This window comes from Mesorhizobium sp. B2-3-2, from assembly GCF_006442295.1.
Lineage (GTDB): Bacteria > Pseudomonadota > Alphaproteobacteria > Rhizobiales > Rhizobiaceae > Mesorhizobium.
Genome location: NZ_VFWA01000003.1, coordinates 40,730 through 53,123 on the forward strand (window position 1 = coordinate 40,730; position 12,394 = coordinate 53,123).

The 12,394-nt window shown below is 64.0% G+C and carries 10 protein-coding genes; 7 read left to right on the plus strand and 3 right to left on the minus strand.

The genetic code is table 11. The annotated features are described in order from the left end of the window. Window positions 1–88 precede the first annotated feature (88 nt). The 3 genes from FJ964_RS08890 to FJ964_RS08900 all read left to right on the plus strand — a co-directional run bounded on the left by FJ964_RS08890 (window position 89) and on the right by FJ964_RS08900 (window position 3,236). The gene (locus FJ964_RS08890; RefSeq protein ID WP_140550049.1) at window positions 89–1,012 is read left to right on the plus strand and encodes a sulfite exporter TauE/SafE family protein; all 924 of its coding nucleotides are present in this window, start codon (window positions 89–91) and stop codon (window positions 1,010–1,012) included. Then, on the plus strand, window positions 1,012–1,800 hold the full coding sequence (locus FJ964_RS08895; protein WP_140550050.1) for a TIGR02186 family protein: 789 nt from the start codon (window positions 1,012–1,014) through the stop codon (window positions 1,798–1,800). Before FJ964_RS08890 ends, FJ964_RS08895 begins: the two co-directional genes overlap by 1 nt. Before the next feature lie 179 nt (window positions 1,801–1,979). Next, window positions 1,980–3,236, plus strand: coding sequence for an Hsp70 family protein (locus FJ964_RS08900; RefSeq protein ID WP_140550051.1), 1,257 nt, complete (start codon window positions 1,980–1,982; stop codon window positions 3,234–3,236). A gap of 12 nt (window positions 3,237–3,248) precedes the next feature. On the opposite strand, the gene FJ964_RS08905 is transcribed toward FJ964_RS08900, so the two are convergent. Then, the gene (locus FJ964_RS08905; protein ID WP_140496685.1) at window positions 3,249–4,151 is read right to left on the minus strand and encodes a LysR family transcriptional regulator; all 903 of its coding nucleotides are present in this window, start codon (window positions 4,149–4,151) and stop codon (window positions 3,249–3,251) included. Window positions 4,152–4,273: 122 nt separating this feature from the next. Here FJ964_RS08905 and FJ964_RS30945 point away from each other — a divergent pair, with 122 nt between their 5' ends. Genes FJ964_RS30945 through FJ964_RS08920 form a run of 4 tightly spaced genes read left to right on the plus strand, consistent with a single transcriptional unit; the run spans window position 4,274 to window position 9,032 of the window. Continuing rightward, window positions 4,274–4,432: a hypothetical protein gene (locus FJ964_RS30945; protein WP_181172418.1), complete on the plus strand. Its 159-nt coding sequence runs from the start codon at window positions 4,274–4,276 to the stop codon at window positions 4,430–4,432. Next, window positions 4,429–7,359 (plus strand): molybdopterin oxidoreductase family protein, encoded by a 2,931-nt coding sequence (locus tag FJ964_RS08910; RefSeq protein WP_140550052.1) that lies wholly within the window; start codon window positions 4,429–4,431, stop codon window positions 7,357–7,359. Before FJ964_RS30945 ends, FJ964_RS08910 begins: the two co-directional genes overlap by 4 nt. Then, window positions 7,356–8,090, plus strand: coding sequence for a 4Fe-4S dicluster domain-containing protein (locus FJ964_RS08915; RefSeq protein ID WP_140550053.1), 735 nt, complete (start codon window positions 7,356–7,358; stop codon window positions 8,088–8,090). The genes FJ964_RS08910 and FJ964_RS08915 overlap by 4 nt, the downstream gene beginning before the upstream one ends. A 6-nt stretch (window positions 8,091–8,096) precedes the next feature. Beyond that, entirely contained in the window at window positions 8,097–9,032 is a 936-nt protein-coding gene (locus FJ964_RS08920) for a DmsC/YnfH family molybdoenzyme membrane anchor subunit (protein ID WP_140550054.1), read from the plus strand. Between the two features lie 5 nt (window positions 9,033–9,037). Here the strand turns inward: FJ964_RS08920 and pdeM are convergent, their stop codons facing one another. Further along, complete coding sequence (pdeM, locus tag FJ964_RS08925; protein WP_140550055.1) at window positions 9,038–9,754, minus strand: ligase-associated DNA damage response endonuclease PdeM; 717 nt, start codon at window positions 9,752–9,754, stop codon at window positions 9,038–9,040. Further along, window positions 9,751–12,300 (minus strand): ligase-associated DNA damage response DEXH box helicase, encoded by a 2,550-nt coding sequence (locus FJ964_RS08930; protein ID WP_140550056.1) that lies wholly within the window; start codon window positions 12,298–12,300, stop codon window positions 9,751–9,753. Before FJ964_RS08930 ends, pdeM begins: the two co-directional genes overlap by 4 nt. Between the last annotated feature and the right edge of the window lie 94 nt (window positions 12,301–12,394).

Sequence of the window (12,394 nt, forward strand, 5' to 3'; positions counted from 1 at the left end):
CTTCGGCGCAAGGAAAAATTGGCTTTTCGGTGGGATACTATCCGCAACGGCGGTATTCGCCGACTGGCAAACTGATCGAGACCGACGGGTGGGCATCTATCTCCCGATTGCGGAAATTTCCGTCAACGTCTTCGTGCTGCTGGCCATGGGCGCTGCGGTGGGCTTTCTGTCGGGCATGTTCGGCGTCGGCGGCGGTTTTCTCATCACGCCGCTCCTGATCTTCTACAACATCCCACCGGCAATCGCGGTGGCGACCGGCGCCAACCAGGTCATCGCCTCGTCCTTCTCCGGCGCGCTGTCGCATATGAAGCGCGGCACGCTCGACTTCAAGCTCGGCGGGGTGCTGCTTGCCGGCGGCATCGTCGGCTCCACCGGCGGCATCTACGTCTTCGCTTTCCTGCGCAGCCTCGGCCAGCTCGACCTGTTCATCTCGCTGCTCTACGTCATACTGTTGGGCACCGTCGGCGGGCTGATGCTGGTCGAAAGCATCAATGCGCTGCGCGCCACGCGCAGCGGCGCGGCGCCGGTGCTGAAGAAATCCGGCCAGCACAACTGGATCCACCGCCTGCCGCTGAAGATGCGGTTCAGGGCCTCGAAGCTGTTCGTCAGCGTCATCCCCGTGCTTGGGCTCGGCGCGGCCATCGGCTTCTTGTCGTCGATCATGGGTGTCGGCGGCGGCTTCATCATGGTGCCGGCGCTGATCTATCTGCTGAAAGTGCCGACCAACGTCGTCATCGGCACCTCGCTGTTCCAGATCATCTTTACCTCGGCCTACACCACTCTTGTCCACGCCACCACCAACCAGACAGTCGACGTGATGCTGGCCTTTCTTTTGATGGCCGGTGGTGTCGCCGGCGCGCAATACGGCGCCAAGGCCGGCCAGAGGCTGCGCGGCGAGCAGCTGAGAGCGCTGCTGGCGATGCTGGTGCTGGCGGTTGCGATAAGGCTTGCCATCGACCTCTTCGTCACGCCGCCCAATCTTTATTCGCTGTCCGGCGCGGGCTTCAACTGATGAATGGCCTGAAAGCGCTCGCAACCGTGGCTCTCCTATCATTGATCGCCGCCGCAGCCGCGAAGGCGCAGACGCCGCCGACCGAAGGCATCCAGATCGGGCTCTCCACCGACAGCGTGTCGATCACGGCCGGTTTTTCCGGTGCCGACCTGACCATTTTCGGTTCGCTGGAAAATCCCGATCCGCTGGTGGCGCGCCAGGGCCGCTACGATGTCATCGTCGTGCTCGAAGGCCCGCCCAAGCCGGTAGTGGTGCGCCGCAAGGACCGGGTGCTCGGCGTCTGGGTCAATCTGGAATCCGAGACCTTCGAAAACGTACCGGTGTCCTATTCGGTGGCGACGACGCGACCGTTGCAGGACATCACCGAACCGAACAGCTACAGGCAGTTGTCGCTCGGCGCTTCCAATCTCTACATGCAGCCGGCCGACGCCGGCGACAGCCCGGCCACGATCGAGGAATTCACCGCGGCGTTGCGCGAACGCAAGGCCGCGACCGGCCTTTACAGCGAGAATGTCGGCGGCGTGCAGTTCCTGTCGCAGACCCTGTTCCGCGCCACTGTGCGGCTGGCGCCGAACGTTCCGGTCGGGACCCACAAGGCGCGCGCCTTCCTGTTCAAGAGCGGCCTGTTCATCAAGGAGAGCTCGGCCCAGCTCGAAATCCGCAAATCCGGTTTCGAACAGTCGATCTTCCGTGTCGCCCACGACTATTCCTTCCTCTACGGCGTCTTCGCCATATCGCTGGCCATGGTGACGGGCTGGCTCGGAAGGTTGATATTCCGCAAGGACTGAGGCTCCTACAAAGGGGTTTCCCTTTCCCGGATCATGCTATAGACCGCCACCTCCCGGCCCGCCGGGCAACACGCACAATTCAATTCGGCAGAGCGGTCCGGCCACCCCGGACGACAGAGAGCGCACGCTTCACGGGCGGCGCCGAACCGCTGCCTTGGCAGAGATGACAGGAGGCTGCGATGCGACCAGCATTCGCCGGCATCGATTTTGGCACTTCCAACTCCACCGTGGGCGTGGTCAGGAGCGGCCAGCCGCACCTCGTCGCGCTGGAAGGCGGCGAGGTCACGCTGCCAAGCGCGGTGTTCTTCAATTTCGAGGACAACCGCACCTGTTTCGGCCGCCACGCCATCGCCAATTACACCGACAGCGTGGAAGGCCGGCTGATGCGCTCGCTGAAGAGTGTGCTCGGCAGCGCGCTCGCGCAGGAAAAAACGCGCATCAAGGCGCGCTCGATCGGCTTCATGGAGATCGTCGGCCTGTTCCTCGGCCATCTGCGCAAAAGGCTGGAGGAGGATGCCGGCGGCGCCGTCGAGAACGTGGTGCTCGGCCGGCCGGTGCAGTTCGTCGACGACGACGCCGAGGCCGATGCCAAGGCACAAGGCGAGCTCGAAGGGGCTGCCCGCGCCCAGGGCTTCAGGCATATCGCCTTCCAGTTCGAGCCGATCGCGGCGGCCCTCGACTACGAGCAGAAGGTGACGCGCGAGGAACTGGCGCTGATCATCGACATGGGTGGCGGCACATCGGACTTCTCGATCGTAAGGGTCTCGCCGCAGCGTGCCCGCTCGCTTGACCGCAAGGACGATATCCTGGCCAGCCGCGGCATCCATATCGGCGGCACCGACTTCGACCGATTGCTCAGCATCGCGCATGTGATGCCCGAACTCGGCTACCTCAGCCCGACCAAGGACGGCAAGCGCAACCTGCCGGCCAGCTACTTCATCGATCTTGCGACATGGCAGCGCATCAATCTGGTCTATACGGCCAAGGCGATGACGCATCTGCGCCAGATCCGCTACGAGGCCGAGCGCGCCGATCTCGTCGACCGCTTCATCCATATCGTCGAGCACCGGTACGGGCACGCGCTGGCCGCTCTTGTCGAAAGGGCCAAGATCGAGCTGACCGACAAGGTCTCGGCCGATGTCGAGGTGAGGCTGCCGGAAGTCCAGTTCGCCGCCGAGATCACCCGAGAGGCGCTGGACGCCACGATCGCCAGGGACATCGAGCGCGTTGCCGCCACGGTCGGCCAGACCATCGGCGACGCCGGGGTCAGGCCGACCGACATCACCGCCGTGTTCCTGACCGGAGGATCCACCGCGATCCCGCTGGCGAGACAAAAAATCCTGTCGCTGGTGCCTCAGGCTTCGGTCATCGAGGGCGACATGTTCGGCTCGGTCGGACTTGGCCTTGCGCTGGACGCGCAGCGAAAGTTCGGCTGATATCCGGACAATTCACGAACGCGCGGACGCCTTCTCGTCGGCCCCCAAATGGGCCTTGAGCGCCATCTGGGCCAGGCTTGCCTGGCGGTCGCGATGTGTGATCATGGCGAAGTCGCGTTTCGGCAGTTCGAGTGGCACGGACCGCAAGCTGCCTTCGGCGACGGCGCGTCCAACGACGAGCTCCGAAATGATGGTAGCTCCGGCACCGGCCTCGACCGCCTGGCGAACCGCCTCGTTGCTCGGCAGCACCAGGAATATCTGCAGATCGTCAAGCGAAATCCCTTCGCGGCGCGCCAGATCCTCCAGCACCTCGCGCGTGCCGGAACCGCCCTCGCGGATGATCCAGCGCAGCCCTTTTATGTCGGGGCGGCCCGGCGCGATTTCGGCGATCTCGGGATGAGAACCGGCAACCACTAACATCAACCGGTCGATATCGACCTTGGCGCGGCGCAATATATCGGACTCGGTGCGCCCCTCGACCAAGCCAAGATCGGCGGTTCCATCCAGCACGCTGGCTTCGACCTGCCTGGTGTTGCCGATGCTGACGCTCAGCCTGACAGCAGGATAGGCTTCGTGGAAGGACGCCAGCCGGCGCGGCAGCCAGTAGCTGGCGATGGTCAGACTGGCGGCGATGGAGAGGCTGCCCGCAACCGTCTGCGAGACATGTTCCAGCACATTGCGTGCTGCGGCGGCTCGCTCCAGCACGGCCTTGGCTTCGGGCAGGAACCGGTGACCGGTCTGGGCAAGCTCAATGTTGCGGCCGACGCGGTTGAACAGATGGACGCCGTGCTGCTCTTCAAGCGCGCGGATGGCGGCCGATGCCGCCGACTGGGAAATGCCCAGCAACTCCGCCGCCTTGGTCATGTGGCCACGCTCGGCCACAGCGACGAATATCCGCAACTGGTCAAGTGTCATAAGGCATTAAGAACCAATATCGATCGAATTTACAAGAACAACTGATTAGACGGGTTGATAGCTTTATTCTAAGTTTTCAATCGAAGTTAGAAAAAATTCGCCACCGATTGACAGAGAATGAAATGATCGGGCGGTTCAAGTCCCTGTTCGCGCATTGGACCCGCGGTCTGCGGCGGCGGCTGTCCGGCGATCGCTATCATCCGGAAGAGCATTACATGCGCGGTCCCGGGCCGAAAACCAAGGCCAAAGCCGCGAACCGCAAAAGCGCTCGGGGATCATGACCCAAGGACCCCTGCGCGGCGCGAATTCCGCCCCGTCCCAACGCCCGCTCGCCGACACGAACGCACCCGACGAGGACGATGGCGTCGACACCTCGCCCGCCGTCTCCGACCGCGTCGCCAAGACGACCTGCTATATGTGCGCCTGCCGCTGCGGCATCGACGTGCACATCAAGGACGGCAAGGTCCGCTACATCAACGGCAACAGGGATCATCCCGTCAATCGCGGCGTGATCTGCGGTAAGGGCAGCTCCGGCATCATGCAGCATTACAGCCCTGCCCGGCTGAAAAAGCCCCTGCTGCGCACCGGCCCGCGCGGCTCGGGGGAATTCCGGGAGATCGAGTGGGAGGAGGCCTTTTCGATCGCGACCGAGCGGCTGTCGAATATCCGCCGCAGTGACCCGAAGAAACTCGCCTTCTTTACCGGCCGCGACCAGTCGCAGTCCCTGACCGGCTGGTGGGCAAGCCAGTTCGGCACGCCGAACTTCGCCGCGCATGGCGGCTTCTGTTCGGTCAATATGGCGGCAGGCGGGCTTTATACGATCGGTGGCTCGTTCTGGGAGTTCGGCGAACCCGACTGGGACAATACCCGATATTTCATGCTTTTCGGCGTCGCCGAGGACCATGATTCAAACCCGATCAAGATCGGCCTCGGCAAGCTCAAGGCGCGCGGCGCCAAGGTGGTGTCGATCAATCCATGCCGCACCGGCTACAACGCCATCGCCGACGACTGGATCGGCATCCGGCCGGGCACCGACGGCCTGTTCGTGTTTGCCCTCATCCACGAGCTCCTGAAGGCCGGCCGCGTCGATCTCGACTATCTCCTGCGCTACACCAACGCCCATGTGCTCGTCATCCAGGATCCGGGCGCGGCCGATGACGGGCTGTTTGTCCGCGACAGCGCCGGCAACCTGCTCGCCTGGGACAGGGTGGCGAAGGTGCCTGTCCGCGCTACCGACGCCAGCGCCAAACCGGCACTGACCGGCAGCTTCACCCTCGACGGCCGTCGCTGCGTTCCGGTGTTCCAGCTCATCGCCGATCGATACCTTGATGAGAGCTATTCGCCCGATGCGGTCGCGGAGCGCTGCGGCATCGCCGCCGACACAATCCGCGGGACCGCCGCCGAGCTCGCTCATGTCGCCTTTGAGCAGACGATCGAACTGCCGGTGGCGTGGACCGACTGGGCCGGCCGCCGCCACGAGACGATCAAGGGGCGGCCAGTGTCGATGCATGCGATGCGCGGCATCTCAGCCCATTCCAACGGTTTTCATTCTTGCCGCGCGATTCATCTGCTGCAGGTGCTGCTCGGTACGGTGGACGTCCCTGGCGGCTTCCGCTTCAAACCGCCCTATCCGCGTTGTGCGCCGCCAGGACCGAAGCCTGCCGGCAAGAACGTCCGGCCGATGACGCCGCTCGAAGGGGCGCCGCTCGGCTTCGTCTGCAGGCCTGACGACCTTTTGGTCGACGAGGTAGGCGTGCCGACCCGCATCGACAAGGCCTATTCCTGGGAGGCGCCGCTCGCTGCGCACGGCTTGATGCACACCGTCATCCGCAACGCCTGGGCCGGCGATCCATACAAGATCGACACGCTGATGATGTATATGTCGAACATGGCCTGGAATTCCTCGATGAACACCGTCGAGACCATCTCCATGCTGACCGACCGCGACGAGGCGGGCAATTACAAGATCCCCTTCATCATCTATTCCGATGCCTATTATTCCGAGACCGTGCCGTTTGCCGACCTGGTGCTGCCCGACACAACTTATCTCGAGCGCCATGACTGCATCAGCCTGCTTGACCGGCCGATCAGCCATGCCGACGGACCGGGCGATGCCATACGCCATCCCGTCGTCGAGCCGGACCGCGACGTGCGCCCATTCCAGTCGGTGCTGATCGAACTGGGCGCGCGGCTCGGCCTGCCCGGTTTCGTCGGGGGAGACGGGGCCGCCAAATACGCCGACTACGCCGACTACATCGTCAATCACGAGCGCACGCCCGGTATCGGCCCGCTTGCCGGCTGGCGCGGCAAGGACGGCAATTCGACCGGCAAGGGCGAGCCAAACCCGGACCAGTTGCAGCGCTACATCGACAATGGCGGCTTCTGGCACCACGATTTCGCTGAGGACCAGCGCTATTACAAGATGGCCAACCGGTCCTATCTCGATTTCGCGGTGCAGATGGGCTTCATCGCCAAGGCGGAGCCGATCGTCTTCCAGCTCTATTCCGAACCCTTGCAACGCTTTCGGCTTGCCGCTCGCGGCCATGGCCGTGTCCTGCCGCCGGAGGGTGAGCGCCAGCGCATCGAGACCTATATGGACCCGCTGCCCTTCTGGTACATGCCCTTCGAGGAAGCGGCCGTCGATCCCGAGAAATACCCACTGCATGCGCTGACGCAGCGGCCGATGCACATGTACCATTCCTGGGGCTCGCAGAACGCGTGGCTCAGGCAGATCACCAGCCAAAACCGGCTGTTCGTGCACGAGAAAACCGCCGCGGGGCTCGGCCTTGCCGACGACGACTGGGTCTGGATCGAAAGCATCAATGGCAGGGTCAAGGGGCAGATCAAGCTGGTCGACGGCGTGAACGAAAGTACGGTCTGGACCTGGAACGCGATCGGCAAAAGGCGCGGCAGCTGGGGGCTGAAGGACGATGCCGCCGAGAGCAATCGCGGCTTCCTGCTCAACCACATAATCGGCGACCAGACCACGGCAGACACCAACGGCAGGCGGTATTCGAATTCCGATCCGGTGACCGGCCAGGCGGCATGGTTCGATCTCAAGGTGCGCATCGTCAAATGCGCGGCGCAGGAAGCCGGTTTCACCGAGCCGCAATTCGAGCGCTTCCATCAGCCGCCGCAATTCCAGCCATCGCCGGACACACTTCGCTTCGGCGCCGAATTTCGCATGAACAGGGAAGCCGCCAAATGACCTGCGTCCCCGCCCATACCGAAAAAAAACTCGGGCTGGTCATAGACCTCGACACCTGCGTCGGCTGCCAGGCCTGCGTCACCGCGTGCAAGGAATGGAACACCGGCGGCCACATGGCGCCGCTGACCGACATCGACCCCTATGGCGGCCATGTCGACGGCGTCTGGTTCAATCGCGTGCACAGCTACGAGCACACGACCGCGATGGGCGGCCGCACGGTGAACTTCCCGCGCTCCTGCCTGCATTGCGAGACGCCGGCCTGCGTCACCGTGTGTCCGACCGGGGCGTCCTACAAACGGGCCTCGGACGGCATCGTGCTGGTCGACGAGGACAAGTGCATCGGCTGCAAACTGTGCAGTTGGGCCTGCCCCTATGGTGCGCGCGAGTTCGACACCGATGTCGGCGTGATGAAGAAATGCACGCTCTGTATCGACCGCATCTACAATGACAATCTGGCCGAGGAGGACCGCGTGCCGGCCTGCGTCGCGGCCTGTCCGACCAGCGCCCGGCATTTCGGCGATCTCGGCGACCCCGCCTCGGCGGTGTCGCAACTGGTTGGGGAGCGTGGCGGCGTCGACCTGATGCCGGAACTCGGTTATCGCCCGACCAACAAATACCTGCCGCCGCGCGCGCATACCGAACGCACCGCAAAGGTTTCAGCGCCAACCCTGGAGCCGGTGCGGGCCGAGGGTGGGTTCCTCGGCTGGGTCGACCGCATGCTCTCGAACTGACCACCCATGCATCCAGCCTTCTCCGTCGTCTTCTTCACCACCGCCACCGGCGCCGGCTACGGCCTGCTTGCGCTGCTTGGCGTGCTGGCGCCACTTGGCGTCATCGCACCCGATTTCTGGCTGGGCTTCATCAGCACGGGACTGGCGATCGGCCTGATCACCGCCGGCCTGTTGTCCTCGACCGGACATCTCGGCCGCCCCGAACGCGCCTGGCGCGCCTTCTCGCAATGGCGCAGTTCCTGGCTGTCGCGCGAAGGCGTCGCCTCGATCGCCACCTTCGTCCCCGCGGGACTGTTCGGCGTCGGCTGGGTCATACTTGGCCGGCTCGATGGCTGGGTCGCCGCCGCCGGACTTCTGGCAACGATAGGCGCCATCGTCACCGTGTGCATGACCGGCATGATCTACGCCTCGCTGAAGCCGATCGCCCAGTGGCACAGCTGCTATACTTTGCCTGGCTACCTCATCTTCTCGGCGATGACCGGCAGTGTGCTTCTGGCCGCGCTATGCCAAGGTTTTGCTGTCGGCTCGAAAATGCTTCTGGCGGCCTGCGTACTGCTGATCCTGCTCGGTTGGGCCTGGAAGCTTGCGACCTGGCGGTACAACGACCGATTGGAAATCCCCACTAACGCCAACACCGCAACCGGGCTTGCCGGGGGGACGGTTCGGTCGCTGGAATGGCCGCATACCGAGGAAAATTATTTGCTCAAGGAAATGGGTTTCCGCATCGCGCGCAAGCACAGCGCAAAGCTGCGGCGGATCACCCAACTCCTGGGCTTCGCGCTGCCCGCCTTGCTGCTGATTGCGGCCTTCGCCTTGCCGTCACCTTTGGCGGCCCTCGCATCGGCGTTCGCCGCTGTCGCACAATTTGCCGGCATGCTGGTCGAGCGTTGGCTGTTCTTCGCCGAAGCGAAGCACACGGTCACCCTCTACTACGGGAAATAGCGGCTTCAGCCGGGCCGCAGCATCGAGCCCGAGATCGCAAAGATGCGGTCCGTGCCGAGCATATAGGCCATCAGCGATTCCAGGCGGAACAGGCCTGCATAGGCGCGGTCGAGCACGTTGAGCGAGCCGGTATAGGCGCCGAAGGCGGGCATGATCATGCGGCCGCCGTCGCCTGCGAAGCAGCGCCGCCGCACGGAACGGCCCTGCTGGACGATGCGGGCGCAGGGATGGAGATGGCCCGATATCTCGCCCTCGACGCGCAGCTTCGACGGCTCGTGCCGGAACAGCAACGAGCCGATGGCGAGTTCGCGCACCGTCTCGCCCGGCAGGTCGGCCGGCGCCTCCGGGTCATGGTTGCCGGCCACCCAGAACCAGTCGCGGCCCGCCATCAGCGCCTCCAGCCGTTCGCGGAAACTTCGATGCATGCGCTCGGCGCCGCCGCCATCGTGGAAGGAATCGCCCAGGCTAATGACGATTGCCGGCTGGTAGTCTGAGATGACGGCCTGCAGTCTCAGCAAGGTCGCGCCGGTGTCATAGGGCGGGAGCAGCGTGCCGCGCCTTGCCAGCGATGAGCCTTTCTCCAGATGCAGATCGGAAACGGCCAGAAGCTTGAGCTCGGGAAAGTAGAGCACGCCGCGCGGATCGCAGATCGCACGTTCGCCGGCGATGCCGACCAGATCTGCCTCGGCGATCAACGATGAGCGCGCCAGCGAAAAATTCATTCCTCAGCCATCTCCGGCCCCATGGCTTCCTCAACCAGCGTCGCCGCATCCATCAGCAGCGTTTCATCGGCTTCGCCGTGAACCGGCATCTTGCCGATCTCGAGCATGATCGGCACGGCGAGCGGTGATATCTGTTCGAGGTTCTTATGCATGATTCGACCTTGAATGCGCGAGAGCATGTCCGCAAGTCTGCTGACATCGAGCAGGCCCGCCGCCGCATCCGCGCGCGTCGCCTGAAGCAATATGTGATCCGGCTCATGGCTGCGCAGGACGTCATAAATGAGGTCCGTCGAGACGGTCACCTGACGCCCACTCTTCTCCTTGCCGGGATGACGCTTTTCGATCAGCCCTGAAATCAGCGCGCAATTGCGGAAAGTGCGCTTGAGAAGCCAGCTGTCTGCCAGCCAGGCCTCGAGATCGTCGCCCAGCATGTCCTCATCGAAAAGCGCGCCGAGCGAGGGTTTTCCGGCTTTGAACATCGCGCCCATGTCGCCCAGCGACCAAATGGCCAAGGCATAATCGGTAGCGACGAAGCCAAGCGGCCTGGCGCCGACCCTGTCGAGACGGCGGGTAAGCAGCATGCCGAGCGTCTGATGGGCCAGTCTGCCCTCGAAGGGATAGGCCACCAGATAATGGCGGTTGCCGCGCGGAAAGGTCTCGATCAACAGATCGTCGCGTTTAGGCAGCACCGATTTGTCGGCCTGGAAGCGCAACCAGTCGGCCACCTGCTCGGGCAGTTTCTTCCATCGCTGCGGATCGTCCAACATGGCGCGGACCTGTTCGGCGAGATAGGTCGAAAGCGGGAACTTGCCGCCGCCATAATAAGGCACCTTCGCGTCGCTGCCGGGCGCGTTAGAGACGAAGCACTCATTCTCGCGAATGCCTTCGAAGCGAAGAACTTTGCCGGCAAACATGAAGGTATCGCCATGCGTCAGCGTCTCGAGGAAAGCCTCTTCGATCTTGCCTAAAACCCGGCCGCCGCGCGACGCGGAACCCTTGCTGCCTGCCTGGACATAACGCACGTTGAGCGCCGGCACCTCGATGATGGTGCCGACATTCAGCCTGTATTGCTGGGCCACGCGCGGATTGGATACCCGCCACAACCCCTCCTTGTTGAGGCGGATGCGGGCGTATCGCTCGTAGCTCTTCAAGGCATAGCCACCGGTGGCGACGAAATCGACGACGCGGTCGAATGTCGGCCGATCGAGCCCGGCATAGGGAGCGGCCGACCGCACCTCCTCGTAAAGATCATCCGCGCGGAACGGCGCGCCGCAAGCGCAGCCAAGGACATGTTGCGCCAGCACGTCGAGCCCGCCATCGACCAGTGGAGGCGTATCCTGCGCGCCGAAATAGTTGGCGTCCAGCGCTGCCCGGCATTCGAGCACCTCGAAGCGGTTGGCCGGAATGAGGATGGCTTTGGACGGTTCGTCCATGCGGTGGTTGGCGCGGCCGATGCGCTGTGCCAGCCGGCTCGCTCCTTTCGGTGCGCCGACATGCACGACGAGGTCGACGTCGCCCCAGTCGATGCCGAGGTCGAGCGTCGAGGTGGCGACGATGGCGCGCAGCGCATTGTCGCCCATCGCCTTCTCGACCCGCCGCCGCTGCGCGACATCGAGCGATCCGTGATGCAGCGCGATCGGCAAGGTATCTTCGTTGACGCGCCACAATTCCTGGAACAGCAACTCCGCCTGGCTGCGCGTGTTGACGAACAGCAGGGTCGTCTTGTGGCGCTTGATCTCGCGGTAGATCTCGGGCGTCGCGTAGCGGGCCGAATGCCCGGCCCAGGGCACGCGCTCTTCCGAGTCCAGGATGGATATTTCGGGCTTCGCGCCGCCGGTAACGACGATCAGCTCGGCCATGTCGGGGCTCGCCGTATTTTCGGACGGATTCTGGCCGACCAGCCAGCGGCGCAATTCGTCCGGTTCTGCCACCGTGGCGGAAAGTCCGATGGTCTGAAGCTCGGGCCTGAACTGGCGCAGCCGCGCCAGGCCAAGCGCCAGGAGATGACCCCGCTTCGAAATCACCAGCGAGTGCAACTCGTCGAGCACGACATAGCGCAGGTCCTCGAAGAAACGCCTGGCATCGGGTGCCGCGATCAGCAGCGCAAGCTGCTCGGGCGTGGTGAGCAGGATGTCGGGCGGCACCAGCTTCTGCCGCTGGCGCTTGTGCGCCGGCGTGTCGCCGGTGCGGGTCTCGATGGTGAGGGAGAGCCCGATCTCTTCCACCGGCTTGCCGAGGTTGCGCTCGATGTCGACAGCCAGCGCCTTCAGCGGCGAGATGTAGAGCGTGTGGATGCCGCGATAGGCCTGCCCCGGCTTTCGCCTGGCTCTGACGGCCAGTTCAGTCAGCGAAGGCAGGAACCCGGCCAGGGTCTTGCCGGCGCCGGTCGGCGCGATCAGCAGCACCGACTGCCCTGCTTGGGCCCTCGCCAGCAATTCGAGCTGGTGCGCGCGCGGCGACCAGCCCTTCTCGCCGAACCATCTGAGGAATGGCTCGGGCAGGACGACGGCGGCATTCTGGTCGGCAAGGCGCGGCTTCTCTGTCACGCGTCAGAGGTAGCGCGACGGCGCGCGAACGCCAAGAACAATCGGAACAAAAGGTGATCGAGCAGTTTTTTCCTTTCCCCAGGGAAAGGGAGGA

Coding starts and splice junctions, on each gene's coding strand:
- FJ964_RS08895 (WP_140550050.1), top strand. CDS start 1,012: ATGAATGGCCTGAAAGCGCTCGCAACCGTGGCTCTCCTATCATTGATC.
- FJ964_RS08900 (WP_140550051.1), top strand. CDS start 1,980: ATGCGACCAGCATTCGCCGGCATCGATTTTGGCACTTCCAACTCCACC.
- FJ964_RS08905 (WP_140496685.1), bottom strand. CDS start 4,151: ATGACACTTGACCAGTTGCGGATATTCGTCGCTGTGGCCGAGCGTGGC.
- FJ964_RS30945 (WP_181172418.1), top strand. CDS start 4,274: ATGATCGGGCGGTTCAAGTCCCTGTTCGCGCATTGGACCCGCGGTCTG.
- FJ964_RS08910 (WP_140550052.1), top strand. CDS start 4,429: ATGACCCAAGGACCCCTGCGCGGCGCGAATTCCGCCCCGTCCCAACGC.
- FJ964_RS08915 (WP_140550053.1), top strand. CDS start 7,356: ATGACCTGCGTCCCCGCCCATACCGAAAAAAAACTCGGGCTGGTCATA.
- FJ964_RS08920 (WP_140550054.1), top strand. CDS start 8,097: ATGCATCCAGCCTTCTCCGTCGTCTTCTTCACCACCGCCACCGGCGCC.
- pdeM (WP_140550055.1), bottom strand. CDS start 9,754: ATGAATTTTTCGCTGGCGCGCTCATCGTTGATCGCCGAGGCAGATCTG.